The 25,418-nt window shown below is 72.9% G+C and carries 26 protein-coding genes, 3 tRNA genes and 1 pseudogene; 18 read left to right on the forward strand and 12 right to left on the reverse strand.

Going from position 1 to position 25,418, the window contains the following annotated elements:
• Position 1 precedes the first annotated feature (1 nt).
• The gene (locus tag QA634_RS21925; RefSeq protein WP_012334104.1) at positions 2-1,027 is read left to right on the forward strand and encodes a TerC family protein; all 1,026 of its coding nucleotides are present in this window, start codon (positions 2-4) and stop codon (positions 1,025-1,027) included.
• A 374-nt stretch (positions 1,028-1,401) separates the two neighbouring features.
• Here the strand turns inward: QA634_RS21925 and QA634_RS21930 are convergent, their stop codons facing one another.
• From QA634_RS21930 to QA634_RS21945, 4 genes are all read right to left on the reverse strand, one after another.
• Positions 1,402-2,595 (reverse strand): pyridoxal-phosphate-dependent aminotransferase family protein, encoded by a 1,194-nt coding sequence (locus tag QA634_RS21930; RefSeq protein WP_012334105.1) that lies wholly within the window; start codon positions 2,593-2,595, stop codon positions 1,402-1,404.
• 270 nt (positions 2,596-2,865) lie between these two features.
• Positions 2,866-3,615 (reverse strand): N-acetylmuramoyl-L-alanine amidase, encoded by a 750-nt coding sequence (locus QA634_RS21935; RefSeq protein WP_012334106.1) that lies wholly within the window; start codon positions 3,613-3,615, stop codon positions 2,866-2,868.
• A 12-nt stretch (positions 3,616-3,627) separates the two neighbouring features.
• Positions 3,628-4,350: a J domain-containing protein gene (locus QA634_RS21940; protein ID WP_012334107.1), complete on the reverse strand. Its 723-nt coding sequence runs from the start codon at positions 4,348-4,350 to the stop codon at positions 3,628-3,630.
• A gap of 161 nt (positions 4,351-4,511) precedes the next feature.
• The gene (locus tag QA634_RS21945; protein ID WP_012334108.1) at positions 4,512-4,781 is read right to left on the reverse strand and encodes a hypothetical protein; all 270 of its coding nucleotides are present in this window, start codon (positions 4,779-4,781) and stop codon (positions 4,512-4,514) included.
• Between the two features lie 249 nt (positions 4,782-5,030).
• Here QA634_RS21945 and QA634_RS21950 point away from each other — a divergent pair, with 249 nt between their 5' ends.
• Both QA634_RS21950 and dusA read left to right on the forward strand, forming a co-directional pair.
• Positions 5,031-5,678, forward strand: coding sequence for an urease accessory protein UreE (locus QA634_RS21950; protein WP_012334109.1), 648 nt, complete (start codon positions 5,031-5,033; stop codon positions 5,676-5,678).
• Between the two features lie 49 nt (positions 5,679-5,727).
• Entirely contained in the window at positions 5,728-6,711 is a 984-nt protein-coding gene (dusA, locus tag QA634_RS21955; protein ID WP_012334110.1) for a tRNA dihydrouridine(20/20a) synthase DusA, read from the forward strand.
• Between the two features lie 135 nt (positions 6,712-6,846).
• Here dusA and QA634_RS21960 read toward each other — a convergent pair whose 3' ends face one another.
• Genes QA634_RS21960 through QA634_RS21970 form a run of 3 tightly spaced genes read right to left on the reverse strand, consistent with a single transcriptional unit; the run spans position 6,847 to position 8,647 of the window.
• Complete coding sequence (locus tag QA634_RS21960; RefSeq protein WP_012334111.1) at positions 6,847-7,548, reverse strand: retropepsin-like aspartic protease family protein; 702 nt, start codon at positions 7,546-7,548, stop codon at positions 6,847-6,849.
• A gap of 1 nt (position 7,549) precedes the next feature.
• Positions 7,550-7,762 (reverse strand): DUF1289 domain-containing protein, encoded by a 213-nt coding sequence (locus QA634_RS21965; protein ID WP_012334112.1) that lies wholly within the window; start codon positions 7,760-7,762, stop codon positions 7,550-7,552.
• 12 nt (positions 7,763-7,774) lie between these two features.
• Complete coding sequence (locus QA634_RS21970) at positions 7,775-8,647, reverse strand: adenosylcobinamide-GDP ribazoletransferase (protein WP_012334113.1); 873 nt, start codon at positions 8,645-8,647, stop codon at positions 7,775-7,777.
• A 241-nt stretch (positions 8,648-8,888) separates the two neighbouring features.
• Here QA634_RS21970 and cobT point away from each other — a divergent pair, with 241 nt between their 5' ends.
• Positions 8,889-9,920, forward strand: coding sequence for a nicotinate-nucleotide--dimethylbenzimidazole phosphoribosyltransferase (gene cobT / locus QA634_RS21975; protein WP_012334114.1), 1,032 nt, complete (start codon positions 8,889-8,891; stop codon positions 9,918-9,920).
• Positions 9,921-9,923: 3 nt separating this feature from the next.
• Here cobT and QA634_RS21980 read toward each other — a convergent pair whose 3' ends face one another.
• Entirely contained in the window at positions 9,924-10,145 is a 222-nt protein-coding gene (locus QA634_RS21980; protein WP_012334115.1) for a hypothetical protein, read from the reverse strand.
• Between the two features lie 173 nt (positions 10,146-10,318).
• Here QA634_RS21980 and QA634_RS21985 point away from each other — a divergent pair, with 173 nt between their 5' ends.
• A complete protein-coding gene (locus QA634_RS21985) occupies positions 10,319-10,774 on the forward strand; it encodes a hypothetical protein (RefSeq protein ID WP_012334116.1) in 456 nt (151 codons plus the stop codon).
• 9 nt (positions 10,775-10,783) lie between these two features.
• On the opposite strand, the gene QA634_RS35925 is transcribed toward QA634_RS21985, so the two are convergent.
• Positions 10,784-11,224, reverse strand: a complete 441-nt coding sequence (locus QA634_RS35925; RefSeq protein ID WP_043701480.1) for a thiamine pyrophosphate-dependent enzyme — start codon at positions 11,222-11,224, stop codon at positions 10,784-10,786.
• Positions 11,225-11,277: 53 nt separating this feature from the next.
• Between QA634_RS35925 and QA634_RS35930 the strand changes: the two genes are divergently transcribed.
• The gene (locus tag QA634_RS35930) at positions 11,278-11,433 is read left to right on the forward strand and encodes a hypothetical protein (protein ID WP_415926893.1); all 156 of its coding nucleotides are present in this window, start codon (positions 11,278-11,280) and stop codon (positions 11,431-11,433) included.
• Here the strand turns inward: QA634_RS35930 and QA634_RS35935 are convergent.
• Together QA634_RS35935 and QA634_RS21995 are read right to left on the reverse strand one after the other, a co-directional pair.
• Positions 11,430-11,872: pseudogene (locus QA634_RS35935) on the reverse strand (thiamine pyrophosphate-binding protein). The gene QA634_RS35930 and the pseudogene QA634_RS35935 overlap by 4 nt on opposite strands.
• A gap of 45 nt (positions 11,873-11,917) precedes the next feature.
• Positions 11,918-13,153: an MFS transporter gene (locus tag QA634_RS21995; protein WP_012334117.1), complete on the reverse strand. Its 1,236-nt coding sequence runs from the start codon at positions 13,151-13,153 to the stop codon at positions 11,918-11,920.
• A 124-nt stretch (positions 13,154-13,277) separates the two neighbouring features.
• On the opposite strand from QA634_RS21995, the gene QA634_RS22000 reads away from it, so the two are divergent.
• Positions 13,278-14,717: a glycosyltransferase family 61 protein gene (locus QA634_RS22000; protein ID WP_265576403.1), complete on the forward strand. Its 1,440-nt coding sequence runs from the start codon at positions 13,278-13,280 to the stop codon at positions 14,715-14,717.
• A gap of 19 nt (positions 14,718-14,736) precedes the next feature.
• Here the strand turns inward: QA634_RS22000 and QA634_RS22005 are convergent.
• Positions 14,737-14,812: transfer RNA gene (locus QA634_RS22005), tRNA-Val, on the reverse strand.
• Positions 14,813-14,956: 144 nt separating this feature from the next.
• Here QA634_RS22005 and QA634_RS22010 point away from each other — a divergent pair.
• The 11 genes from QA634_RS22010 to nuoG all read left to right on the forward strand — a co-directional run bounded on the left by QA634_RS22010 (position 14,957) and on the right by nuoG (position 25,407).
• Positions 14,957-15,033 (forward strand) — tRNA-Asp (locus QA634_RS22010).
• Between the two features lie 39 nt (positions 15,034-15,072).
• Positions 15,073-15,149: transfer RNA gene (locus tag QA634_RS22015), tRNA-Asp, on the forward strand.
• A gap of 94 nt (positions 15,150-15,243) precedes the next feature.
• Complete coding sequence (locus tag QA634_RS22020; protein WP_012334119.1) at positions 15,244-16,905, forward strand: methyl-accepting chemotaxis protein; 1,662 nt, start codon at positions 15,244-15,246, stop codon at positions 16,903-16,905.
• Between the two features lie 75 nt (positions 16,906-16,980).
• Complete coding sequence (locus QA634_RS22025) at positions 16,981-17,529, forward strand: CAP domain-containing protein (protein ID WP_012334120.1); 549 nt, start codon at positions 16,981-16,983, stop codon at positions 17,527-17,529.
• A 300-nt stretch (positions 17,530-17,829) separates the two neighbouring features.
• Positions 17,830-18,195 (forward strand): NADH-quinone oxidoreductase subunit A, encoded by a 366-nt coding sequence (locus tag QA634_RS22030; protein ID WP_012334121.1) that lies wholly within the window; start codon positions 17,830-17,832, stop codon positions 18,193-18,195.
• Between the two features lie 40 nt (positions 18,196-18,235).
• The gene (locus QA634_RS22035; protein WP_012334122.1) at positions 18,236-18,823 is read left to right on the forward strand and encodes a NuoB/complex I 20 kDa subunit family protein; all 588 of its coding nucleotides are present in this window, start codon (positions 18,236-18,238) and stop codon (positions 18,821-18,823) included.
• A gap of 9 nt (positions 18,824-18,832) precedes the next feature.
• On the forward strand, positions 18,833-19,480 hold the full coding sequence (locus QA634_RS22040; protein ID WP_012334123.1) for an NADH-quinone oxidoreductase subunit C: 648 nt from the start codon (positions 18,833-18,835) through the stop codon (positions 19,478-19,480).
• A 91-nt stretch (positions 19,481-19,571) separates the two neighbouring features.
• A complete protein-coding gene (locus QA634_RS22045; protein ID WP_012334124.1) occupies positions 19,572-20,762 on the forward strand; it encodes an NADH-quinone oxidoreductase subunit D in 1,191 nt (396 codons plus the stop codon).
• A 33-nt stretch (positions 20,763-20,795) separates the two neighbouring features.
• Positions 20,796-21,980 carry an NADH-quinone oxidoreductase subunit NuoE gene (gene nuoE / locus QA634_RS22050; RefSeq protein ID WP_012334125.1) on the forward strand — a complete coding sequence of 395 codons (1,185 nt, stop codon included), beginning with the start codon at positions 20,796-20,798 and terminating at the stop codon, positions 21,978-21,980.
• Positions 21,981-21,989: 9 nt separating this feature from the next.
• Entirely contained in the window at positions 21,990-23,291 is a 1,302-nt protein-coding gene (nuoF, locus tag QA634_RS22055; protein WP_012334126.1) for an NADH-quinone oxidoreductase subunit NuoF, read from the forward strand.
• A 34-nt stretch (positions 23,292-23,325) separates the two neighbouring features.
• Positions 23,326-25,407 (forward strand): NADH-quinone oxidoreductase subunit NuoG, encoded by a 2,082-nt coding sequence (gene nuoG / locus QA634_RS22060; RefSeq protein WP_012334127.1) that lies wholly within the window; start codon positions 23,326-23,328, stop codon positions 25,405-25,407.
• Positions 25,408-25,418: the final 11 nt, after the last annotated feature.

Here is a 25,418-nt window from a genome sequence, read left to right on the forward strand (position 1 = left end):
CATGGTCGAACTCCTCTCCGTCGCATGGCTCGGCAAGCCGATCTGGATGTGGCTCCTGTTCCACGCCGTGATCGTGCTGCTCCTCGCCTTCGATCTCGGCCTGCTGCACCGTGACAGCAACCGCGAGATCGGTGTGAAGGAGAGCTTGCTGCTCACCGCCTTCTATCTCAGCCTCGGTTTGCTCTTCGGCGGCTGGATCTGGTGGTATCTTGGGCCACAGGCGGGGCAGGAATACATCGCCGGATTGGTCGTCGAGAAATCGCTCTCGATGGACAACGTTTTCGTCATCGCGGTGATCTTCGGGTTCCTGGGCATCCCGCGGGTCGCGCAGCACCGGGTCCTGCTCTGGGGCATCCTGGCGGCGGTGCTGCTGCGCGGTCTGATGATCGGGCTGGGCGCGGCGCTGGTGCACGAGGCGGAGTGGGTGCTGACCTTCTTCGCGGCGTTCCTGATCTACGCGGGCGCCCGCATGCTGTTCTCGGGGGCCGAGGAGGACGACGAGGGCGAGACGGCGAACCGCTTCGCCGCCTTCATGCGCTGCCGCTTCCGGGTGACGCCGGACCTGCACGGCCACCGCTTCACGGTGCGCCTGCCCGACCCGAAGACCGGCCGGATGGTGCGCTGGTTCACGCCGCTGGCCCTGGCCCTGGTCCTGGTCAACGGCGCCGACGTGATCTTCGCGGTCGACAGCGTCCCGGCGATCTTCGCCATCACCACCGACACCTACGTGGTCTATACCTCGAACATCTTCGCGATCCTGGGCCTGCGCGCGCTCTACTTCGCGCTCGCCGCGATGGTCGACCGCTTCGCCTATCTGAAGACGGCGCTGGCGCTGATCCTGATCTTCATCGGCACGAAGATCGTGGTGGCCGACACCTTCGGCTGGATCGACATCGAGCCCTGGGTGTCGCTGGTCGTGACCGTGTCCCTGCTGGCCGTCGGGATCGCCTACAGCCTGTGGCGCACCCGCGAGGCGCCCCATCCGATCGTCGAGGAGCCGGTCGAGCGGCGGGCGGTGCGGGGGTAGCGCGAGGCCCCGGCGAGGTCCGGCGGCCGCGATTGGTCCGGACGTCCGCTGACCGGCTGCGCCGACCCGGTCAGGCCGGGGGCGCCGCCACGGGATCCCGGATCACACGCCTGCGCGGCGCCTGAGCGAAGCCCACATCCGCCATCCCGAAGGGATCAAGCGGATCACCAGCCCGCGCGGCGCCTGAGCGAAGCCCAAATCCGCCATCCCGAAGGGATCAAGCGGATTTGGTATGATGCGGTTCCCGCCCGATCCGGTTCTCGATCGACGGGGTCCGCCTTGCCGGACGGCGATGCCGACCCGACCAAGCGAGGCCCCTCCGGTGCCGGGACCCGCTCGCGCGACGCGGATCCCGTCTCGGCTGCCCTGGCCGCCTACTCGGCGGCCTCGCGGAAGGCCTCGACCTTCCCGCCGAGGATCGCCTGCGCCACCGCCGCACCGCCCGCGCGGTGCGGGATGCCGGCCGCCGCGAGGCCCATCTCGACGCCCGCGAGGGCGCCCGCGATCGTCAGGTCGTTGAAGTCGCCGATGTGGCCGATCCGGAATACCCGGTCCGCGAGCGGGCCGAGGCCGCTGCCGAGCGCCATGTTGAACCGCTCCAGCACCAGCGCCCGGAACGCGTCCGCCGAGTGGCCCTCCGGCATCCGCACCGTGGTCACGGTCGGCGAGGCCTGGGCCGGCACGGCGCACTGGGTCTCGAAACCCCAGTGCCGCACGGCGGCGCGGGTCGCCGCGGCGGCCCGGGCGTGCCGCGCGAAGACCGCGTCGAGGCCCTCGGCGTGCAGCGTCTCGATTGCGACCTTGAGCCCGTACAGGAGGTTGATCGCGGGGGTCTGCGGGAAGTAGCCGGTGCGGTTGGCCGCCAGCATGTCCTCCCAATCCCAGTAGGCGCGCGGCAGCGTCGCCTGCCGCGAGGCGGCGAGCGCCTTGTCCGAGACCGCGTTGAAGGCGAGGCCCGGCGGCAGCATCAGCCCCTTCTGCGAGCCGCCCACCGTGACGTCGACGCCCCAGGCGTCGTGGCGGTAATCGGTCGAGCCGAGCGACGAGATCGTGTCGACCATCAGCAGGGCCGGGTGGCCGGTGCGGTCGAGGGCGGCGCGCACGCCCTGCACGTCCGAGAGCGTGCCCGTGGCGGTCTCGTTGTGCACGATGCAGACCGCCTTGATCCCGTGCTGCCGATCCCCGGCGAGGTGCGCCTCGATCGCCGCGACGTCGACGCCCGAGCGCCAGTCGCCCCGGATGAATTCGGGCTTGAGGGAGAGCTTGCGGGCCATCCGCTCCCACAGCGCGGCGAAGTGGCCGGTCTCGTACATGAGCACGCGGTCGCCGGCCTGGAGCGTGTTGACCAGGGCCGATTCCCAGCCGCCGGTGCCCGAGGCGGCGTAGATCAGGACCGGGTTCTCGGTCTTGAAGATCGTCTTGATGCCCGCCAGCACCTCGCGCCCGAGCTGCCCGAACTCGGCGCTCCGGTGGTCGATGACGGGCCTGGCGGTCGCGGCCAGGATCGGCAGCGGCACGTTGGTCGGCCCCGGGATCTGAAGGAAGTGGCGGCCGGGCTGGTGGGACATGGGCGTTCCTCGGTGCGCGATCCCGCGCCTCGCGGGACGGGTCCGGCGGCCTCTGTGCGCGAATTGCGGCCGGAGGGGAGGGAGGGCTGACGGTGCCACGAGGACGACCGGCGGCCCCCACGGGCATGCGTCACCGCGCCCCGATCATCGCCGCGCGTTCTGACAAAGGATTAGGCAGCAAACAAGTGCAGTCTGAGCAATGGCCGCGCAGCGTGGCGGCCCGCGCTGAAATGGCGCGGGGAAGGGGCCGCTTGCCCCGGCAGGGCGCCGTCAGCCGGGCCGGGCCGCGAGCAGGTCCCGCAGCGTCGTGATCGTGGAGGAATCCGCCACCCCGTCGACCCGCTCGGGCCGGAAGTGGCGCTGGAAGGCCTCCACCACCGCCCGCATGCCGGAGTCGAAGCGCCCGGTCACCGGCTGGTCGTAGCCGTAGAGGGCGAACATCGCCTGCAGCGCCTCGATGGGCTGACCGGCATCGCCCTCGGCGAAGAAGCGCCCGTCGCGGATCGGCACCGGCGGGACGAAGTGGCCGATCCCCTCCCGGTGCAGGCGCGCCCACGGGAAGGTCTCGCCGGGATCCTGCTTGCGGGCCGGCGCCACGTCCGAGTGGCCGAGGACGCGGTCGGCGCGGATCGGCCAGCGGGCGAGGATGTCGCGCGAGAGGGCGATGACGGCCGCGACCTGCGCCTCCGGGTAGGGCGGCAGCCCGCCCGCGTGGCCCGGATGGGCGATCTCGACGCCGATCGAGCGGGAATTGACGTCGCGCTCGCCCTCCCAGGCGGCCTCGCCCGCGTGCCACGCCCGGCGCCCCTCGGGCACCATCTGCACCACGCGCCCGTCCTCGAACACGAAGTAGTGGCAGGACACTTCGGACAGGGGATTGGCGAGGCGCAGCAGCGCCTCGCCCGCGTCCGGCATCCCCGTGTAGTGGAGGAGCAGCATGTCGACGGGGCGGCGCCGCTCGCCGTGGCTGGGGGAGGGCACGACCTTCGTGGCGACGGGGCTCTCGGGAGACGGCTTCATCGGCGGATCCGGTCAGAGCCCGCGCTCGGCGGCGATGCGGTCCCAGGCGGCGTTGATCGCCGCGAGGCGGCGGGTGGCGATGGCGACCGCCGCCGGCGGCAGGCCGCGGGCCACGGCCCGGTCGGGATGGTTCTCGGCGACGAGCGCCCGGTAGCGCGCCTTCAGCTCGGGATCCGGCAGGCCGCGCGCGACCCCGAGCGCCTCGTAGGGATCGTCCGCCAGCCGCACGTGGCGGGCGGCGAGGCAGGCGAAGCGGGCCTCGTCGAGGCCGAAGATCTCGGCCACCGCGCGCAGGTACTGCGCCTCCTTCTCGTGGAGCGCCCCGTCCGCCTTGGCGATGTGGAACAGGCCGTCGAGCACGTCCTCCAGCAGGCGCGGCTCCTCGCGGAAGGCCTCGGCGATCTGCTGGGCGTAGGCCTCGAAGCCGGCGGTGGTCCCCTTGGCGAGATCGAACAGCCGGGTCACGCCGGCCCGCTCCGCCTCGGGCACGCGCACCACCTCGGCGAAGGCCGCCACCTCGGCCGGGGTCACGACCCCGTCGGATTTCGCCATCTTGGCGGCGAGCGCGACGAGGCCGGTGGTGAACACGACCTCCCGCGGCGTCGGGCCGAACAGCGACCCCTCACGGTCGAGCAGGAAATGCCCGGCCACGGCGCCGAGGAGCGCGCCGAGCGGGCCGCCCACGGCGAGGCCGAGGCCGGCGCCGCCGATCTTTCCCCAGAGCGCGTGGCTCATCGCGGCGGGAGGCCGGGGCGCCGCGGCGCGGCCGGCCGCTGGAACGGCGGAATCGTCATGGGGTCGTCTTGTAGGGCCGAAAGCGGGCCGGCGGAACCGGGCAACCCGCCTCAGGCGAGGGTCGCGAGGCGCGGGCCGGAGCGCCGCGCCTCGCCGCCGCCTCAGCGGCAGTAGATGTTGCCGTAGGGGTCGCGGTAGGTCCCGTAGGGGCATTGCGGCGCCGTGGCCGCGCCCACGATCGCGCCGCCGGCCGCGCCGACGAGGCCGCCCGCGACGGCGCCGCTCGCCCGGCCCGTCGCCGCCGCGCCGATCGCCGCGCCGGTCAGGCCGCCGAGGGCCGCACCGCCCGCGGCGCGGTCGCCCGGGGTGTTGCAGGCGCCGAGCGACAGCGCCATGGCGCCCGCCAGCGAGGCGGCAATGAACTTCTTCATGACGTGATTCCCTTGTGCAATTCGCGGTCTTGCGACGGATCAAGCGCCGGTCGCCGCTCTCCACAGCCTAGCTGCCCGGGCTCTGAACACCAGATGAGCGCGGCCGTTTGCGCTCCGCGGGCCCGGCGAAATCGGCCGGGCGCGGCATCCGGGCCACGCCCGGTGCCGGACCGGCCCCGCAAATCGTGTGACACCGGTCGCCGCGATGCGTAGAGGAGGGGCGTCGAACGCCGTCCGCGAGGGTCCCGCATGCTGCGCGCCACCACCATCGTCCGCAAGCCCGCCGTCCGGCCGGATGCCGTGGCGGACACCATCACCCTCGACCACGCCGCCCGCCTCCGGCGCGAGGGCGCGTTCACGGCCGAGAAGGGGCTCGCCTTCCGGCTCGACCTCGCCCGCGCGGCGGGGCTGGAGGACGGCGACGCCCTGCGCCTGGAGGATGGCCGGCTGGTGCGGATCGCCGCCGCCGCCGAGAGCCTGCTGGAGGTGCGCGCCGAGAACCCGCTGCGCCTGACCCGCCTCGCCTGGCAGCTCGGCAGCAACCACGTCGCCCTCGAAGTCACCGCCGAGGCGCTCTACGTGAAGGCCGACCCGGTCGTCGCGGATCTGGTGCGCGGGCAGGGCTGCCTCGCGAGCGCCGTCGAGCGCCCGTTCCGCCCCGAGCGCGAGGTCGTGGCGCACGACCACAGCCAGTGCGGCCACGATCACTCCCACGACCACCATCACCACGAACCGCACGCCCAGGATCACCGCGGGCAAGAGCACCACGGGCAAGAGCATCAGGGGCAAGCGCATCAGGGGCAAGCGCATCACGGGCACGACCACCATCGTCACGACCACGGGCATGACCACGGGCACGCGCACCACCACGACCACGGCCACTCCCACGGGCACTGACCGGCAGGACGGAATGCCGGCCGGGTTGCCGCGCCCGCCCGGGGGATTGATGCCCTCCTGGCGCTTCAGCGTCGCGCCGATGATGGATTGGACGGACCGGCATTGCCGGGCCTTCCACCGCACCCTGACGCGGCACGCCCGGCTCTACACCGAGATGGTCACGACCGGGGCCGTGCTGCACGGGCCGCGCGAGCGCCTGATCGGGTTCGATCCCGCGGAGCAGCCGGTGGCGATCCAGCTCGGCGGCTCCGACCCGGCCGACCTCGCCGCCGCGGCGCGCATCGCCGAGGCGGAGGGCTACGCCGAGGTCAACCTCAATGTCGGCTGCCCCTCGGACCGCGTCCAGGACGGGCGCTTCGGCGCCTGCCTGATGCGCGAGCCGGACCTGGTGGGGGAGTGCGTCGCCGCCATGAAGGCGGCGGTGGCGGTCCCCGTCACGGTGAAGTGCCGCATCGGCGTCGACGACCAGGATCCGGAGGCCGCCCTCGACGCCCTCGCCCGGAGCGTCGCGCGGGCGGGGGTCGACGGGCTCGTCGTGCACGCCCGCAAGGCCTGGCTGCAGGGGCTCTCGCCGAAGGAGAACCGGGACGTGCCGCCCCTCGATTACGGGCGGGTCCACCGGCTGAAGGCGGCGCATCCCGACCTGCCGGTCGCGATCAACGGGGGGCTGCGCAGCCTCGACGAGGCGCGGGCCCAGCTCGCCCACGTGGACGGGGCGATGCTCGGCCGCGCCGCCTACGCGGAGCCCGCCCTGCTGCTCGCGGTCGATCCGGTGCTGTTCGGGGCGCCGGCCCCGGTCGCCGACCCGTTCGAGGCGGTGGAGGCCTTCCTGCCCTACCTGTCGGCCCGGCTCGCCGAGGGCGTGCGCCTCCACGCGATCACCCGGCACATGCTCGGGCTGTTCAACGGCCGCCCCGGCGCCCGGGCCTTCCGGCGCCACCTCTCGACCGAGGGCATGCGGGCGAGCGCCGGGACCGACGTCCTGCGCGACGCGGTGGCCCGGGTCGGCCGGCGGGCGGCCGAGGCGGCCTGACCCGGGGCTCCCGCCTCATACGCCATCCGGTTGATTGCTTCGCCATCTCGCATTTCGGCCATGCGGATGTCGGCTTCGCTCAGGCGCCGCGCAGGCTTGGGATACGGGATCCGCTTCGATCAAGCGGATCCCGTATCAGCCGGGCCGGGCGCCGCGCAGGATCAGCCGGCTGCCGCGCACCTCGTAGGAGGCGAGGCGCTCCAGGAAGGTCATGCCGAGGAGGTTGAGGCCGAGGGTCCCGGGCCGCGTCACCAGGGCGGGCACCCGCTCCTCGCGGATCGGCCCGACCGCGAGGCTGTCGAGGATGACCGGGGCGGCGGCGGCGCGGCCGTTCGCGGTCTGGACCATCACGACGAACGCCTCCGGCCGGGGATGCAGGCCGAGCGCGGCCGCGCTCTCGGCGGTGAGGACCACCGCGCTCGCCCCGGTGTCGAAGGCGAAGACCTGCTCGCGGCCATTCGCCCGCGCCCTCAGGGTGAAGCCGCCATCGGCGCGCCGCGCGATCACCACCTCCCCGCCCGGCGTCACCACCGGCTCGCCCGCCGCCAGCTCGCCGAAGACCCGGAAGGCGAAGTCCCGGGCCTGGTCGCGCCACGCGTAGAGCCCGGCCGCGCCGGCGCCCAGGCAGAGCCAGACCAGGAGGGCGCCCAGACCCTCCCCGATCCCGATCCGGAACTGCCGGACGATGCCGCTCAGGATCACCAGGAGCGCCGCCGCGGCGCCGAGCCCGGTCGCGACCTCCGGCGGGCTCCACCCGCCGATGTCGCCCCGCGCCAGGGCCGCGACGCCGGCCCCCGCGGCGAGGAGGAGCAGGGCGACACCGGCGGCGCCCGGCATGTCAGGCGGGGGAGGGAGCGGGCCGCCGGAGGTCGCGACCGGGCTCGGCGCCGCGGCGGCGGCCGGGCAGCAGCGCCATGATGCGCTTGCGCTCGGGCTCGGAGAGGGAGCCCCAGGCCGCGATCTCGTCGCGGGTGCGGCCGCAGCCCTCGCAGAGGCCGGTGCCGGGGTCGAGGACGCAGACGCGGGTGCAGGGCGTGGAGGGAGGCGGCATCGAGGGATCGGATCAGCGGGGAATCGCGATCAGCAGGGCGAGCAGGGCGGCGATCTCGGCCACCTGCTGGCTCGCGCCGATCACGTCGCCGGTCTGGCCGCCGATCAGCCGCTCCGCCATGCGGCTCATCGTCCAGGCCGAGAGGGCGGCGAGGAGCCCCGCGAGCGCGAGCCCGCTCGCCGGCAGGCCGAGCGCCCAGGCTCCGACGAGGAGCGCGCCGCAGAGCGCCCAGGCGACGGCGCAGGTGGCGCCCGTGGGCTGCCCGACCGCCTGGGCGGCCCCGTCCGGCCGGGCCGGGGGCAGCGCGAACAGGGGCCAGAGCGACGCCGTGCGCGACAGGGCCGCGGCGGCGGGCAGGACCAGGGCCGCGCGCCACCCGATCCGGTCGGCGAGGGTGGCGAGCGCGCCGATGCGCAGGGCGTAGGCGAGGATCAGGGCCGCGGCCCCGTAGGTGCCGATGCGGCTGTCGCGCATGATGTCGAGCCGCCGCACCGCGTCCGCCCCGCCGCCGAAACCGTCCGCGAGGTCGGCGAGCCCGTCCTCGTGCAGCGCGCCGGTCGCCAGGGTGAGCGCGAGCGCCGCGAGCGTGCCGGCGATGAAGGGGCCGAGCCCGAGGCCGAGCCCGCCGAGCAGCGCCACCGCGCTCGGCAGGGCGATCAGCATTCCGGCGATCGGCAGCATCCGCGGCGCGGTGCGGAAGTCCGGGGCCGCGTGGCCGTCCGCCTCGCCCGGGAGGGCCGGGACCGGAAGCCGGCTGTAGAAGCGCAGGCAGGCGGCGAGGTCGAGGAGCGGCGGCCAGGGGCCCGTCTCGGGTGGCGGCTCGAACTCGTCGTCCGCCTCGTGCATGGCGGACCCTTCGGCCCGCAACCCCGCGCCCTCGGCCATCGCGCTCGCGTCCTTCGCGTCCAGGGACCCATTATACCGCAGATGCGCGCCCCGCGTCTGCGGAGAAAGCGGGGACCGCGCGCTCCCGCCGGCCAGCGCACCACGCGCCGGAGCGGCCGCCGGTTCGGCGGCAAGAATCATGCGGGACCAAGACCCTAAGCGGAATCCCGGCGAGCAAGTCCGCTTAGCCTTCGCGGCGCCCTCTGGTAAGAGGCCCGGATCGTCCCGCCGGAGTTCGCCGATGAATGCCCCGCCCCCCGATGCCAGCCCCTTCGCGGATATCCGCCAGCTCCTCGCCGGCATGCCGGGTCCCGACGAGGAGGCGGCGCGGGCCGTCGCGGCCCGGCAGGCGGAGCTGACCAAGCCCGCCGGCAGCCTCGGGCGCCTCGAGACCCTGGTGGCGTGGCTCGCCGCCTGGCAGGGCAAGCCGATGCCGAGCCTCGACCGACCGCTCGTCTGCGTCTTCGCCGGCAGCCACGGCGTCGCCGCCCGCGGCGTCTCGGCCTATCCGTCCGCGGTCAACCGGCAGATGCTCGACAATTTCGCCGCCGGGGGCGCGGCGATCAACCAGATCTGCGCGACCTACGGGCTCGGCTTCAAGGTCTTCGACCTCGCCCTCGACCTGCCGACCGGCGACATCGCCGAGGCCGAGGCGATGACCGAGAAGGCCTGCGTGGCCACGATGGCGTTCGGGATGGAGGCGGTGGCGGCCGGCACCGACGGGCTCGCGCTCGGCGAGATGGGGATCGGCAACACCACGGTCGCGGCCGCGATCTACGCGGCCCTCTACGGCGGCGAGCCCGCCGGCTGGGTGGGGCACGGCACCGGGGTGGACGCGGCGGGCCACGCCCGCAAGGTGGCGGCGGTGGAGGCGGCTCTCGCCCGCCACGCCGGCCATCTCGACGATCCGCTGCAGGTGCTGGCGCGTCTCGGCGGGCGCGAGGTGGCGGCGATCGCCGGGGCGATCCTGGCGGCGCGGCTGCAGCGCGTGCCGGTGGTGCTCGACGGCTACGTGGCCTGCGCGGCCGCCGCGGTGCTGCACGCCCTCGATCCCCGGGCCCTCGACCATTGCGTGGCGGGCCACCGCTCGGCCGAGGGGGCGCACGGCGCGGTGCTGGAGCGGCTCGGCCTCGACCCGCTCCTCGCCCTGGGCCTGCGGCTCGGCGAGGGCTCGGGGGCGGCCCTGGCCCTCGGGCTGCTCAAGGCGGCGCTCGCCTGCCACCGGGACATGGCGACCTTCGCGCAGGCCGGCGTCGCCGGGCCCGGCGCCTGACGCTCAGGCGGGGAGCGCCAGCGGGTCCTCGCACAGGCGGACCGCGCCCGGGCGGCGGCCGGTCTCGGCGCCGGCGAAGTGCAGCGCGTCCGCGCGGCTGCGGAAGATGCCGCCCGCGCGCCCGCGGGTCTCCACCGCCAGCCAGCGGCCCTCGCGGTCCTGGCCGACGAGGAAGCGGACGGGTTCCGGGCGGGGCGACCGCGCCTCAGTGCCGCAATCGGACATCGTCCCCCCTCCGCCGTGGTCGCGCGTCCCGGATCGGCACCGCGCCGCGGGCCTCGATGCCGCCCCATCAGGTTTCGGGCCGTCGTCCTCGAAAGGCCGACCGGCAGGCGCTATGGATGATCGTCGTTCCGCGCCGGGGACGTCTCGGTCGGGCGGGATCTCGGGAGGATGGGATGGTCCGCGCGCGGCACCGGGTGAGGGGAGCCGGCCTCGCGGGCCGGGTGGCCGTCGCGGCGGCGGCCTGGCACGCCGGCATGGCCGTCGCCGCCGCCGAGCCGCGCCCGGGGCTCCCCGTCGCGGCCTTCGAGGAGGCGGTGCGCGAGAGCCTCGCCGGGCACGGCGACCGGATGGGCTATGCCCTCACCCGCTGCCCGCTGACGCCCCGCTTCGCGCCGGCCGGCGAGACCTACCTGGGCCGCGCCTTCTCGCAGCGCGCCGACACGGTCATCGTCCTGGTCGCGGTGGAGAAGGGGCAGGTCGCCTCCTGGACGGAGTTCGATCTGCCCGGCCTGCAGGGATGGATCACCCACGCGGCGACGCGCTGCCGGGGGGCGACCCTCACGGTCGGGCGCGGCGCCGCCGCGCAGCGCTACCGCTGGGACGGGCGCGGCTTCGTCGCGCGGCGCTGACCGGCGCGCTCACCGGAACAGGGTGGTGCGCGCCAGTTCCACGATCTCGTCCCCGCGCCCGCTGATGACCGCCCGCGCGAGGTAGATCCCGAACCCCTTGGCCCGCTCCATCGTGGTCTTGGGCGGCGACGCCAGCTCCTGGCGGTTGGTGACCACGTCGACCAGCGCGGGCCCGTCATGGGCGAGGGCCCTCCTCAGCGCGGTCTCGACCTCGGCCGGGTCCTCCACGCGCAGGCCCAGCACCCCGGCCGCCTCGGCCATGCGGGCGAAGTCCGGATTCCTGAGCTCGGTGCCCGCGTCGAGGCAGCCCGAGGCCTTCATCTCCATCTCGACGAAGCCGAGGGTGCCGTTGTTGCGCACCACCACCTCCACGGGCAGCCCCGCCAGCGTGAGGGTGAGGAAGTCGCCCACCAGCATGGCAAAGCCGCCGTCGCCGGAGAAGGAGATCACCGGCCGGTCCGGAAAGGCGGCCTGGGCGCCGATCGCCCACCGGGGGACGGGGCTTGAGCCAGCGCGGCGCGGTCGGGACCTCGATCGATTCGAGCGCCACGTCGCCCGGGATGATCACCACCGGGACGCCGCGCTTGGCGATGGCCTCGCGGATCGCGATGTCGCGGGTGCGGCCGATCTGCGCGACGGTGGCGACCGGACCGACCTAGTGCGCGCATTCCGCGAAGAGCTTCTCCGGGCTCGTTTCCTGGAAGGAGCCCGAGCCGATCGCGGCGCTCGGGATATGCGCGGCGATCGCCAGCACGGGCACCCGCGAGCGCTGACGATCGGACAGGCCGTTGATGAGGTGCAGGTTGCCGGGCCCGCAGCTCCCCACGCAGACGGCGAGGTCCCGGTGAGGTGCGCCTCGGCGTCGGCCGCGAAGGCCGCCACCTCCTCGTGGCGGACGTGGACCCAGTCGATGGTGCGCTTGCGGCGCAGCGCGTCCGTCAGGCCGTTCAGCGGATCGCCGACGACGCCGTAGATCCGGCGCACGCCCACCGCGTGCAGCGTGTCGGCGATGAGATCCGCAACGATCTGGGGGCCATGTCGCGCCTCCTGCGAGGATGCCGCGCCGCGCCCGTGCGGCGGGCCTCTGACGCGCCGCACCGACGAGGCAGGGTGGCGAGCGTGCCTCGCGGCAGCTGGATTCCGTCAGGTCAGGAGGTGGTCGCGCCGGCGCAGGGCCGGAAACAGGCGGCCCCACAGGCCGGCGACCAGCACCGTCGCGACTCCGCCGGCCACGACCGCCGGCACCGCCCCGACCAGGGCCGCGAGCGTGCCGGACTCGAACTCGCCGAGTTCGTTCGAGGCGCCGATGAAGACGGTGTTGACGGCCGCCACCCGGCCGCGCATCGCGTCCGGCGTCTCGCCTTGGACGAGGCTCTGGCGGACGTAGACGCTGACCATGTCGGCCGCCCCCGTGACGAAGAGGCAGGCCATGGAGAGGGGCAGGGAGGTCGAGAGGCCGAAGCCCACCGTGGCGACCCCGAAGACCGCGACGGCGAGGAGGAGCCGCTGCCCCGCCCGGCGCGCGAGCGGCCGGTGGGCCAGAACGACCGCCATCGCCACTCCGCCCGCCGCCGGCATGCTGCGCAGGAGGCCGAGGCCGAGCGGCCCGACCCGCAGCACCTCCTGGGCGTAGATCGGCAGCAGCGCGGTGGCCCCGCCGAGGAGCACGGCGACGAGGTCGAGGGTGATCGCGCCCAGCACCACCGGCTGGGACCGGATGTAGGTGAGCCCCGCGAGCAGCGTCGCCCAGGAGACCGGCCCGCGCCCGGCCGCGGCGGGCCGAGGCCGGATGCCGCCCACGGCGACCGCGGCGACCGCGAAGCAGGCGGCGGAGAGCCCGAACACCACCGAGGGGCCGAGCGCGTAGAGGAGGCCGCCGAGGGCGGGGCCGGACACGGACGCGCTCTGCCAGATCGAGGAGTTCCACGCGATGGCGGCGCCGAACTGCTCGCGCGGCACCAGCGTCGGCATCAGGGCCTGCGTCGCCGGGTTGGCGAAGGCCCGGGCGCCGCCCGTCAGCACCATCAGGGCGTAGACCGGCCAGACCGGGGGGTGCCGGGACAGGGCGAGGGCCAGCAGGCCGGCCGCCGAGGAGGCGATGAGCGCGTAGGCGAGGGCGGCGATGCGGCGCCGGTCATAGGTGTCGGCCACGTGGCCCGTCACCAGCGCCCCGAGGATCGCCGGCGCGAAGCTCGCGAGCCCGACGAGGCCGAGCGCGAGCGCGCTGCGGGTCAGGTCGTAGACGAACCAGCCCACGGCCACCGCCTGCATCTGGTAGGCGAGGCCCGTCAGGAACCGGGCGAGGCCGAACAGGCGGAAGTCGGAATTGTGGAGCAGGGGACGGGGAGGATGCGCGGAGGATGGGAGGGACGCGGACATTGCTGCTCTCAGCCATGGTCCGGCTCCCGTCCTCGTGGCAAGAGGCGTCTGCCGAAGATGGCGGGCCCGACCCGAGGATGGCGGCGCGCAGGACGATGTGACGCTCCGACCCCGGACGGGATCCGTGAAAGCTCTCGGCGGCACCCGACCGGGCGCGCGTCCGGCCATCCCGACCAAACGGCACCTGAGCTGTGTCGCCGCCACGCGATTGATGACTGCCCGCGGCATGGAACTTGATCCAATGGCCACCAGCATCGCCGGCTCCGCCTGGCTATACAAGCAATCCCTCGACGATCCCGGCCGGATCGTCAAACTCGATTCGAGCGGGAAAATCCTCGGGCGGGATCATTCGCTCGAGTGCAATTGGCTCTATGTTGACGGACGATTAGTGTTCCGTGACTTTTCCGGGCATGACGTGGCGGTTTTTCCGCAACCGCTGTTCTTCGATGCCCCGCGCCGGCTGACGGGGTGGTCGGCCTCGTGCGCGGACGCGCCACGCTGGCTGCTGCGCCTCGACGACCTCGTCCCGCTGCAATCCGGCTCCGCCTACGACCTCGCCGCGGAGGTGCGGGAAGTGGCGCACGCCGTCGCGTTCACCTGCCCGGGCCCGGCGTACGGCGACGGCGATGCCGCGCCGACCGGATACACGGCCGGCAAGTACAACATGCTGACCTTGCGGGACGTCGATCTGCTCACGACGCACGGGGCGATCGAGAAGGCCGGCGTGGTCGCCGAAGAATCTCTGTTCCACTTTCCATTCCACCTCGAGGATCGCTTCATTCGCTTCCCGGACGGGACATTCGCGCGCAATGCGGGCGATCCGCAGCTCTCGATCGCGCGGGCGCGCTACGCCTGCGCGGGGATCAACGAGAATTACTATCATTGGATGATGTTCTTCGTGGGCAAGATCTGCCTGCATGGCGAGACCCGCGCCTCCGGCGAAGGGGCGGTCGTCCTGGTTCCCGAGTATCGGAACGACGTGCAGAAGCGGACCGCGGAGCTGGTGGCGAAGGCCTACGGCTTGAACTTGGTTCAGCTCCGGCGCTGCGACCGCGTGCGGGTCGACGAGTTGCTGCTCCCGCATCAGCACGGCTCCTACGGGATCGATCCCCATCCCGTCGTCCTCAGGGCCTTCGCGCTGATCAAGGCGGCCCAGGCCTCCGCCGCGCCCGGCGCCGGCCGCAGGCTCTACATCTCGCGGGCCGACTCGCATTACCGGCGGCTCGAGAACGAGCGAGAGATCGAGACGCTCCTGGCCGGTCGCGGCTTCGACGTCGTCAGACTGGCTGACAGGACCCTCGAACAGCAGATCTCATTGCTTGCGACGGCCGAAGTGGTGGTGTCCCCCCATGGGGCCGGCCTCACCAATCTTGGTTATTGCGAGCCCGGAACCAAGGTCTTGGAGTTCCACAGCCCGCAATACCTAAACTGGTGCATGCGCAATTTGTCGATCGCGGCCGGCCTGAGATACGGCTTCCTGATGGGCGAGGCCACCGAGGGCGACCGCTACCGGGTCGCGGTCGCGGCCGTCGACGCGGCCGTGACGGCGATGCTCGCGGCCTGACCGGGGGCGGCCCCGTGGCTGGTGGGCGGTGACGGGCTCGAACCGCCGACCCTCTCGGTGTAAACGAGATGCTCTACCAACTGAGCTAACCGCCCCGGGCCGCATGGTTAAGGGCAGCAAACCGGGAGCGCAAGGCCCGGGACCCGGGGCGGGGGCCGGCCGGATTTCCGTGCCCGGCGGCTTGACACGCTTCGGCCCGCCTCATACACCGCCGCCATCGCAGCACAGCGATGCGCCGCGCGGACGTAGCTCAGTCGGTTAGAGTGCCGGCCTGTCACGCCGGAGGTCGCGGGTTCGAGCCCCGTCGTCCGCGCCATCTTCCCCTGATGGGTGGTCATCGCACTGCGCCTGGCACGCGGGCGTAGCTCAGTTGGTTAGAGTGCCGGCCTGTCACGCCGGAGGTCGCGGGTTCGAGCCCCGTCGCCCGCGCCAACCACAATTGCAAGCTCAAGGCAAGGATCGCGCCGCAGAGTCAGCCGGGATCGCTGGGACCCCGGGGGACGAGATGTCGTGGTGGAATGCCGGAGTGAGCCGCCGATTCGCCGTCATGCTGGCGGCGGCCGTCGCGGGCTTCGTGGGTCTGGCGGCCTGCGCGCTGACCAGCTACCGGGACGGCCTGATCGCCGAGCGCGTCGCCAAGCTGCGCGCGGTCTCCGACGTCGCGATGGCCGCCGCCGCCAGCCTGGAGAGGGAGGTGCAGGCCGGCCGCCTGTCGCGCGAGGCGGCGCTCGCGGCCTTCCGGGCCCGCGTCAACGCCATGCGGTACGACGGCGACAATTACGTGGCGGTCTACGGCTATGACGGGGTCGCGCAGGTGATCCCCATCAAGCCCGAATGGGTCGGCAAGGACATGAGCGGGCTCAAGGACGCCTCCGGCATGCTCCTCGTCCAGGCGATCACGCGGATCGCGCGGTCCGGCAAGCCGGGCGAGCTGCGCTACCACTTCGTGCGGCCGGGCAGCGAGGTGCAATCGCCCAAGCTGAGCTACATCCAGGGCTTCGATCCCTGGAAGGTCGCGATCTTCACGGGCGTGCACGTCGACGACATCGAGGAGGCGTTCCGGCGCCAGGCGCTCTGGCTCGCGCTGATCGCGGGCGCGGCGCTCCTCGGCGTCGGCGCCCTCGGCCTCGTCGGCTGGCGTTCGATCGCCGGGGGCCTCGCGGCCCTGACGCAGGCCACCGCCGCGCTCGCCGCCGGGCGCTACGACGGGACGATCCCCGGCACCGCCCGCCGGGACGAGATCGGCCTCATCGCCCGGGGCATCGACAGCTTCCGGATCGCCCTGGCCGAGCGCGAGGCCCTGGCGGCGGCGCAGGATGCCGGACAGGCGCAGCTGCGCCGCGTCGCGCAGCTCGGCGCCGACACCCGCGCCTTCGAGAGCGCGGTCTCGGCGGTGCTGGCCCAGGTGGACGCCTCGGCCCGGGATCTGGAGGCGACCGCGAAGGCGATGTCCGACGCCGCCGCGCGCACGGCCGGGCGGGCGGCCGCGGCGGCCGGCTCCGCCGCGACCGCCGCGCGGGAGGTCGCCGGCGTCGCGACGGCGGCCGAGCGGCTCGGCGCCTCGATCACGGCGATCGGCGGCGAGGTGCGCGGGGCGGCCCGGCTCGCCGAGGACGCGGTGACGGAATCCGACCGCACCGCCGAGGTGATGCGGGCCCTCGACGGCGCCGCGGCGCGGATCGGCGACGTCGTGGCGGTGATCGCGGGCGTCGCCGGGCAGACGAACCTGCTGGCGCTGAACGCCACGATCGAGGCGGCCCGGGCCGGGGAGGCGGGCCGCGGCTTCGCGGTCGTCGCCGCCGAGGTCAAGCAGCTCGCCAACCAGACGGACCGGGCGACCCGGGAGATCTCGTCCCAGATCGCGTCGATCCAGGACGCCGCCCGCCAGGCGGTCGGCGCCATGACGGGCATCGCCGCGCGGGTGCAGGACATCAGCGGCGTCTCGGGCCGGGTCTCCTCGGCCGTGGAGGGCCAGGCCGGGGCGACCCAGACGATCCTGCACAGCATCGCCCAGGCCGCCGCCGGCACCGGGGCCGTGAGCGAGGCCATCGCCGGGCTCGCCCAGGACGCCGACACGACCGGGGACGCCTCCGGCCGCGTGCTGGGCGCGGCCGGCACGCTGCTGCGGCACTCGGACAGCATCGGCGCCGAGGTGCGGCGCTTCCTGGCGACGCTGCAGGCCGCCTGATCGGGCGATCCCGAAATGTCCCCAATTGACCGACAGGGGCTCGGCCCCGACCTTCGCCGCCCGGACCCCGCCAGGATGCCGACCGCGTTTCGACCGACGTTGCCCCGCCGCCGCGCCGCCGGGCCCGCCACCCAGCCCGCGCTTCGGGCCGGAGCGCTCCTGGCCGGACTCGGCCTCCTCCTGGCGGGGTGCAGCGGCGGGCCGCTGCTGCCGGCGCCGGACCTGCCGACGAATCAGGTCATCCTCGACGAGGCCGCGGCGGCCGCGGCGATCTCCCGCTACCGGGCGAGCCACGGGCTCGGTCCGGTGGTGGTCGATCCCTCGCTGATCCGCGCCGCCTCCCTGCAGGCCGAGGCCAATGCGCGGGCGGGACTCCTCTCCCACGAGATCGCCGGCAGCTTCGACAGCCGGCTGAAGCGGGCCGGCCTCGGGGGACGCTACGCGGCCGAGAACCTCAGCGCCGGCTCGGAGACCTTCGACGCCGTGCTGCGCCGCTGGCAGGCCTCGCCCGAGCACAACCGCAACATGCTGATGCCGCAGGTGCGACGGATCGGCGTCGCCCGGGTCGATGCGCCCGGGAGCCGCTACAAGCGGTTCTGGGCGCTCATCCTGTCGGATTCCTGATCGGCCCGGCCCGGCGGCGCCGATCCGTCGCGGCGGCCGGAAACGGCCCGGAAGGGCCGCGGCCTGCGACGAAACTCACCATCCGCGGGGCGCTTTCCCCGGTTGTGGGCGGCATCGGCCGGATTATCTAAGACCCTGACGTTCGCGGTTTGTGCGGTGCGAACGCCCCTTGTTTCGGCATACCCGCTCGTTTAAGCCTCGCGGCGATCTCCGGGCCTTGGAACCGTTCCGAATGGCGGGCCGACCGGCCGGGCGGCGCGCGGCTCCGCGCTGCCCCTGAACGAGCAACGAGGGTTCTCGATGAACGGCCTCCTCACGGATTACCTGCCGCTCGTGATCTTCATCGGCGTGTCGCTGGTGATCGCGCTCGCCCTGCTCGTGGCGCCCTTCCTGGTCGCCTACAACAGCCCGGACCCGGAGAAGCTCTCGGCCTACGAGTGCGGGTTCAACGCCTTCGACGACGCGCGCATGAAGTTCGACGTGCGCTTCTACCTCGTCGCCATCCTGTTCATCATCTTCGACCTGGAGGTCGCCTTCCTGTTTCCCTGGGCGATCACCTTCGGGGATCTCGGCTGGTTCGGCTTCTGGTCGATGATGATCTTCCTCGGCGTGCTCACCGTCGGGTTCGTCTACGAGTGGCGCAAGGGCGCCCTCGAATGGGACTGAGCCGACCGATCCCCGCCGCCTCCTGAGAGACCCCCGCTCCATGGCCCTCGACACTCCCCTCTCCCGCGCCCCGGCCATCGCCCCCGAGCCCAAGGGCATCCTCGACCCGGCGACCGGCCTGCCGATCGGCGCCACCGACCCGACCTTCCTGTCGATCAACGACGAACTCGCCGACCGCGGCTTCCTGCTCACCACGGCGGACGACCTCATCACCTGGGCCCGCACCGGCTCGCTGATGTGGATGACCTTCGGGCTCGCCTGCTGCGCGGTCGAGATGATGCAGATGTCGATGCCGCGCTACGACGCCGAGCGCTTCGGCTTCGCCCCGCGCGCCTCGCCGCGCCAGTCGGACGTGATGATCGTCGCCGGCACCCTCACCAACAAGATGGCGCCCGCGCTGCGCAAGGTCTACGACCAGATGCCGGAGCCGCGCTACGTCATCTCGATGGGTTCCTGCGCCAATGGCGGCGGCTACTACCATTACTCCTACTCGGTGGTGCGCGGCTGCGACCGCGTGGTGCCGGTGGACATCTACGTGCCGGGCTGTCCCCCGAGCGCCGAGGCGCTGCTCTACGGGGTGCTGCTGCTGCAGAAGAAGATCCGCCGGACCGGCACGATCGAGCGCTGAGGGGCCGCGATGACGAACGGCATCACCATCCTGCCCCATACCGAGACCGAGCACGGGACCGGGGCGCTGCAGGCGCTGAGCGACCGCCTCGCCGAGACCCTCGGCGGCGCCGTCGTTGAGCGCGCCATCGCCTTCGACGAGCTGACGCTCGTGGTCGAGCCGTCCGAGATCGTGCGGGTGCTGACGCACCTGCGCGACGACCCGGCCTGCGGCTTCCGCTCCTTCATCGACATCTGCGGGGCGGATTACCCGGGCCGGGAGAAGCGCTTCGACGTCGTCTACCACCTGCTCTCGCTGCGCCACAACCGGCGCATCCGCGTGAAGGTGCAGACCGACGAGGCGACGCCGGTCCCCTCCGTGATCACCGTCTTCCCGGCGGCGAACTGGTACGAGCGCGAGACCTACGACCTCTACGGGATCCTGTTCTCGGGCCATCCGGACCTGCGCCGCCTGCTGACCGATTACGGCTTCGAGGGGCATCCCCTGCGCAAGGACTTCCCGCTCACCGGATTCGTCGAGGTCCGCTACGACCAGGACGAGGGCCGGGTGGTCTACGAGCCCGTGAAGCTCTCGCAGGAATTCCGCCAGTTCGACTTCCTGTCCCCCTGGGAGGGCACCGACTACGTGCTTCCGGGCGACGAGAAGGCGAAGCCGTGAGGGGAAGGCCGATGACCGCGTTCCCGTACTCGCCACCCGCCGCGCGCCACCCGCTCCCACGCAGCGCCGCCCAGGGCGCCGGACGCTCCGCATGACCGAACACAGCATCCGGAATTTCTCGATCAATTTCGGGCCGCAGCATCCGGCGGCGCACGGCGTGCTGCGCCTCGTGCTGGAGCTCGACGGCGAGATCGTCGAGCGGGTCGATCCGCATATCGGGCTGCTCCATCGGGGTACCGAGAAGCTGATCGAGGTCAAGACCTACCTGCAGGCCACGCCCTATTTCGACCGGCTCGACTACGTCGCGCCGATGAACCAGGAGCACGCCTTCTGCCTCGCGGTCGAGAAGCTGCTCGGCATCGAGGTGCCGCGGCGGGCCAAGCTGATCCGCACCCTGTTCTGCGAGATCGGGCGGCTGCTCTCGCATCTCCTCAACGTGACGACGCAGGCGATGGATGTCGGCGCGCTCACGCCCCCGCTCTGGGGCTTCGAGGAGCGCGAGAAGCTGATGATCTTCTATGAGCGCGCGAGCGGGGCGCGGCTCCACGCCAATTACTTCCGGCCGGGGGGCGTCCACCAGGACCTGCCGCCGGGCCTGATCGACGACATCGAGGCCTTCTGCGACCCCTTCCTGCAGGTGGTCGACGACCTCGACGCGCTGGTCATCGGCAACCGCATCTTCAAGCAGCGCAACGTCGACATCGGCATCGTGACGGTCGACGCGGCGATGGCCTGGGGCTTCTCGGGCGTGATGCTGCGCGGCTCCGGGATCCCGTGGGACCTGCGCAGGGCGCAGCCCTACGAGGCCTACGAGGAGATGGAGTTCGACGTCCCGGTGGGGAAGAACGGCGACACCTACGATCGCCAGGTCATCCGCATGGAGGAGATGCGCCAATCCGTGCGCATCATGAAGCAGTGCCTCGCCAAGCTGCGCGCGCCGGACGGGCAGGGGCCCGTGACCACGCAGGACGGCAAGGTGGCGCCGCCCTCCCGGCGCGAGATGAAGCGCTCGATGGAGGCGCTCATCCACCACTTCAAGCTCTACACCGAGGGCTTCCACGTCCCGGCCGGCGAGGTCTACGCCGCCGTCGAGGCGCCCAAGGGCGAGTTCGGCGTTTACCTGGTGGCGGACGGCACCAACAAGCCCTACCGCTGCAAGATCCGCGCGCCGGGCTTCGCCCACCTGCAGGCGATGGACTGGATGTGCCGCGGCCACATGCTGGCGGACGTGTCCTGCATCCTCGGCACCCTGGACATCGTGTTCGGGGAGGTGGACCGGTGAGGCAGGCGACGACCGGCGAAGAGAACTGAACCGATGGCAAACCGCAGACTGGCGCCCGCCGAACAGCAGCCCGCCGCATTCGCGTTCACGCCCGAGAACGCGCGCTGGGCCGAGGCGCAGATCGCCAAATATCCCGAGGGCCGGCAGGCCTCGGCCGTGATCCCGCTGCTCTGGCGCGCCCAGGAGCAGAATGGCGGCTGGCTGCCGCAGAAGGCGATCGAGGCCGTCGCCGACGAACTCGGGATGCCGCACATCCGCGTGCTCGAGGTCGCGACCTTCTACACCATGTTCGCGCTCGAGCCGGTCGGGCGCTACTGGATTCAGGTCTGCGGCACCGTGCCCTGCGACGTCTGCGGGGCGAAGGAGCTGAAGCACTACCTGCACGACCGTCTCGGCCCCGCCGGCCATGTCAGCCCGGACGGCAATTTCTCCTGGCTCGAAGTCGAGTGCCTCGGCGCCTGCTGCAACGCGCCGATGGTGCAGATCAACCAGGACTATTATGAGGACCTGACGCCCGAGATCCTCGGCCGGCTGATGGACGACCTCGCGGCCGGGCGGCCGGTCAAGGCCGGCTCGCAGGCCGGGCGGACCTCCTCCGAGCCGAAGGGCGCCGCGACGACGCTCACCGACGAGACCCTGTTCGACGGCTCCCGCATCGGCGCGTGGCGCCGGCGCTTCGAGGAGGAGGGGCTGCACGAGGCCGGCGCCGACACCCAGGCGCTCGCCGCCAGGGAGGCGGCCGATCCGAAGCCGGCGCGGCCCGATGCCGGCCGCCCGATCGGGAGCCCGGCCGCGCAGACGCCCGCCCAGCGCGTCGCGGACGGCAAGGCGCCGGTCGAGCCCGCCGAGGCGAAGGGCCAGTCGGCGCCCGAGCGCGCGACCGTCGCGGCGCCGCGCTCCGGGCCCGAGGTCCAGCCCGCCCCGCAGAGCGGGCGCTCCTACACCGAGACCCCCTCGAAGCCCGAGGAGGGCCGCCCGGTCGCCGAGACCAAGGGCTCGACCCCGGTCAGCGGCGCCGAGCCGATGGCCGCGCCCGCCCGCACGGACGGCTCGCAGGCCAAGCCCGTCGGGGTCGACCCGGCCGACAAGGGCCCGCCCGGCCCCGGCGCCAAGGATTCCGGCTCCAAGGATTCCGGCGCCAAGGATTCCGGCGCCAAGGATTCCGGCGTCAAGGGGGCGGGCCCCGCGGGCAAGACCAAGCCCTCCTCGAACCGGTAGGACGACGCCATGCTCTCCGACCAGGATCGGATCTTCACGAACCTCTACGGGTTCCACTCCCCGGGCCTCGACGCCGCGCGCCGGCGCGGCGCCTGGGACGGCACCAAATTCCTGCTCGAGCAGGGCCGCGACTGGATCATCGACGAGATGAAGAAGTCGGGCCTGCGCGGGCGCGGCGGGGCCGGCTTCTCGACCGGCCTCAAATGGTCGTTCATGCCCAAGAAGTCGGACGGCCGTCCGCACTACCTGGTGGTGAACGCCGACGAATCCGAGCCCGGCACCTGCAAGGACCGGGAGATTATGCGGCACGACCCGCATCTCCTGATCGAGGGCTGCCTGCTCGCCTCCTTCGCGATGGGGGCGCATGCCGCCTATATCTACATCCGCGGCGAGTACGTGGCCGAGAAGCACGCCCTGCAGCGGGCGGTGGACGAGGCCTACGAGGCCCGGCTGATCGGGCCGGACAACGTCCACGGCTACCCGTTCGACCTCTACGTCCACCACGGCGCGGGCGCCTATATCTGCGGCGAGGAGACGGCGCTCCTGGAGAGCCTGGAGGGCAAGAAGGGGATGCCGCGGCTGAAGCCGCCCTTCCCGGCCAATATGGGCCTCTACGGCTGCCCGACCACGGTCAACAACGTCGAGTCGATCGCGGTGGCGGGTGCCATCCTGCGCCGGGGCGCGGCGTGGTTCTCCGGCATCGGCCGGCCGAACAACACCGGCACCAAGCTCTTCTGCGTCTCGGGCCACGTCAACCGGCCCTGCAACGTCGAGGAGGCGCTGGGGATCCCGTTCCGCGAGCTGATCGACCGCCATTGCGGCGGCATCCGCGGCGGCTGGGACAACCTCCTGGCGGTGATCCCGGGCGGCTCCTCGGTGCCGCTGGTCCCGGCCGCGCAGATCGCCGACGCGCCGATGGACTTCGACACGCTGCGCGGCCTCGGCTCGGGCCTCGGCACCGCGGCGGTGATCGTGCTCGACAAGACGACCGACATCGTCGCCGCCATCGCCCGCATCTCGTACTTCTACAAACACGAATCCTGCGGCCAGTGCACGCCCTGCCGGGAGGGCACCGGCTGGATGTGGCGCGTCATGCTGCGCATGGCCGAGGGCCGGGCGCAGAAGCGCGAGATCGACATGCTGCTCGACGTCACCAAGCAGATCGAGGGCCACACGATCTGCGCGCTCGGCGACGCGGCGGCCTGGCCGATCCAGGGCCTCATCCGCCACTTCCGACCCGAGATCGAGAAGCGCATCGACCGCTACAGCGCCAACCCGCACAGCGACCCCGTGCCGATGGCCGCGGAGTGAGCGGCGCGCGCGGCGAACGCCTGGAGACACCACAGTGACCAAGATCGTCGTCGACGGCACCGAGGTCGATGTCCCGCCGGACTACACGCTGCTGCAGGCCTGCGAGGCGGCCGGCGCGGAGATCCCGCGCTTCTGCTTCCACGAGCGGCTGTCGATCGCCGGCAATTGCCGCATGTGCCTCGTCGAGCTGAAGGGCGCGCCGAAGCCGGTGGCCTCCTGCGCCTGGGGCGTGCGCGACTGCCGGCCGGGCCCGAACGGCGAGCCGCCGCAGGTCCTGACCAAGTCGCCGCTGACCAAGAAGGCGCGCGAGGGGGTGATGGAGTTCCTCCTCATCAACCACCCGCTCGACTGCCCGATCTGCGACCAGGGCGGCCATTGCGACCTGCAGGACCAGGCGATGGCCTACGGGGTCGATTCGACCCGCTACGGCGAGAACAAGCGCGCGGTCGAGGACAAGTACATCGGCCCGCTCGTGCGCACGGCGATGAACCGCTGCATCCACTGCACCCGCTGCGTGCGCTTCCTGGCGGAAGTGGCGGGCGTGCCGGATCTCGGCGCCATCGGGCGCGGCGAGGATATGGAGATCACCTCCTACCTCGAACAGGCCATGGCTTCCGAGCTGCAGGGCAACGTCGCCGACCTCTGCCCGGTCGGGGCCCTCGTGCACAAGCCGCAATCCTACAACGTGCGGCCCTGGGAATTGTCCAAGACCGAGTCGGTCGACGTGATGGACGCGGTCGGCTGCGCGATCCGGGTCGATGCCCGCGGCCGCGAGGTGATGCAGATCGAGCCCCGGGTGAACGAGGCCATCAACGAGGAGTGGATCTCCGACAAGACCCGCCACGTGGTGGACGGGCTGCGGCTCCAGCGCCTCGACCGGCCCTATATCCGCGAGAACGGGCGCCTGCGCCCGGCGGGCTGGGCCGAGGCCTTCGCGACGATCGCGGCCAAGCTCAAGGGCGCCGACCCCGCGCGCGTCGGCGCGATCGTGGGCGACCTCGCCTCGGTGGAGGAGACCTACGCGCTCAAGCGCCTGATGACGGCGCTCAATGTGCGCAACCTCGATTGCCGCCAGGACGGCGCGCCGTTCGATCCGGCCTGGGGCCGGGCCGCCTACACGTTCAACCCCACCATCGCGGGGATCGAGCAGGCGGACGCGGTGCTGCTCGTCGGGGCCAATCCGCGCCTCGAAGGCTCGCTCCTCAACGTGCGGCTGCGCAAGCGCTGGCGCATGGCGCCGCTGCCGGTCGGGCTGATCGGCGAGCCCACCGACCTGACCTACCCGCACACCTATCTGGGCGCCGGCCCGGAGACGCTGGCGGAGCTCGCGGCCGGGCGGCACAGCTTCGCGGAGGTGCTGGGCAAGGCCGAGCGCCCGCTCGTCATCGTCGGGATCGGGGCGCTCGCCCGCCCGGACGGGCGCGCCATCCTGGCGGCGGCCGCCTCCTACGCGCGGAGCATCGGCGCCGTGACGGAGGGCTGGACCGGCTTCGGGGTGCTGCAGGTCGCGGCGGCGCGCGTCGGCGCCCTCGATCTCGGCGTCGTGCCGGGGGAGGGCGGGCTCGACTTCGCCGCGATGACGGCGCTGGGCGCCCTCGACGTGCTCTACAACCTCGGCGCCGATGAGGTGGAGGTCGCCCCGGGCGCCTTCGTGATCTACCAGGGCACGCACGGGGATCGCGGCGCCCACCGGGCCGACGTGATCCTGCCGGGGGCCGCCTACACGGAGAAGTCGGGGACCTACGTGAACACGGAGGGCCGTCCGCAACTCGCCAACCGCTCCGGGTTCCCGCCGGGCGACGCGCGCGAGGATTGGGCGATCCTGCGCGCCCTGTCGGAGCCGCTCGGCCAGCGCCTGCCCTTCGACTCGCTGGCGCAGCTGCGCCGCGCCCTCTACGCCGACCACCCGCACCTCGCGGCGCTGGATTCGGTCGCCGGGCAGGACGCCGGCGCGGCGCTCGCGAGCCTCGCGGCCCTCGGCGGCGAGCCGGGCCGGGAGCCGTTCCGCAGCCCGATCCTCGACTTCTACCTCACCAACCCGATCGCCCGCGCCTCCCGGGTGCTGGCGGAATGCTCGGGGCTCGCCCGCGAGCGCGTGCTCCAGGCCGCCGAGTAGGACCGCGATAG

The sequence above is a fragment of the Methylobacterium sp. CB376 genome (genome assembly GCF_029714205.1).
GTDB lineage: Bacteria > Pseudomonadota > Alphaproteobacteria > Rhizobiales > Beijerinckiaceae > Methylobacterium.

Coding starts and splice junctions, on each gene's coding strand:
- QA634_RS21925 (WP_012334104.1), top strand. CDS start 2: ATGGTCGAACTCCTCTCCGTCGCATGGCTCGGCAAGCCGATCTGGATG.
- QA634_RS21930 (WP_012334105.1), bottom strand. CDS start 2,595: ATGTCCCACCAGCCCGGCCGCCACTTCCTTCAGATCCCGGGGCCGACC.
- QA634_RS21935 (WP_012334106.1), bottom strand. CDS start 3,615: ATGAAGCCGTCTCCCGAGAGCCCCGTCGCCACGAAGGTCGTGCCCTCC.
- QA634_RS21940 (WP_012334107.1), bottom strand. CDS start 4,350: ATGAGCCACGCGCTCTGGGGAAAGATCGGCGGCGCCGGCCTCGGCCTC.
- QA634_RS21945 (WP_012334108.1), bottom strand. CDS start 4,781: ATGAAGAAGTTCATTGCCGCCTCGCTGGCGGGCGCCATGGCGCTGTCG.
- QA634_RS21950 (WP_012334109.1), top strand. CDS start 5,031: ATGCTGCGCGCCACCACCATCGTCCGCAAGCCCGCCGTCCGGCCGGAT.
- dusA (WP_012334110.1), top strand. CDS start 5,728: ATGCCCTCCTGGCGCTTCAGCGTCGCGCCGATGATGGATTGGACGGAC.
- QA634_RS21960 (WP_012334111.1), bottom strand. CDS start 7,548: ATGCCGGGCGCCGCCGGTGTCGCCCTGCTCCTCCTCGCCGCGGGGGCC.
- QA634_RS21965 (WP_012334112.1), bottom strand. CDS start 7,762: ATGCCGCCTCCCTCCACGCCCTGCACCCGCGTCTGCGTCCTCGACCCC.
- QA634_RS21970 (WP_012334113.1), bottom strand. CDS start 8,647: ATGGCCGAGGGCGCGGGGTTGCGGGCCGAAGGGTCCGCCATGCACGAG.
- cobT (WP_012334114.1), top strand. CDS start 8,889: ATGAATGCCCCGCCCCCCGATGCCAGCCCCTTCGCGGATATCCGCCAG.
- QA634_RS21980 (WP_012334115.1), bottom strand. CDS start 10,145: ATGTCCGATTGCGGCACTGAGGCGCGGTCGCCCCGCCCGGAACCCGTC.
- QA634_RS21985 (WP_012334116.1), top strand. CDS start 10,319: ATGGTCCGCGCGCGGCACCGGGTGAGGGGAGCCGGCCTCGCGGGCCGG.
- QA634_RS21995 (WP_012334117.1), bottom strand. CDS start 13,153: ATGTCCGCGTCCCTCCCATCCTCCGCGCATCCTCCCCGTCCCCTGCTC.
- QA634_RS22025 (WP_012334120.1), top strand. CDS start 16,981: ATGCCGACCGCGTTTCGACCGACGTTGCCCCGCCGCCGCGCCGCCGGG.
- QA634_RS22030 (WP_012334121.1), top strand. CDS start 17,830: ATGAACGGCCTCCTCACGGATTACCTGCCGCTCGTGATCTTCATCGGC.
- QA634_RS22035 (WP_012334122.1), top strand. CDS start 18,236: ATGGCCCTCGACACTCCCCTCTCCCGCGCCCCGGCCATCGCCCCCGAG.
- QA634_RS22040 (WP_012334123.1), top strand. CDS start 18,833: ATGACGAACGGCATCACCATCCTGCCCCATACCGAGACCGAGCACGGG.
- QA634_RS22045 (WP_012334124.1), top strand. CDS start 19,572: ATGACCGAACACAGCATCCGGAATTTCTCGATCAATTTCGGGCCGCAG.
- nuoE (WP_012334125.1), top strand. CDS start 20,796: ATGGCAAACCGCAGACTGGCGCCCGCCGAACAGCAGCCCGCCGCATTC.
- nuoF (WP_012334126.1), top strand. CDS start 21,990: ATGCTCTCCGACCAGGATCGGATCTTCACGAACCTCTACGGGTTCCAC.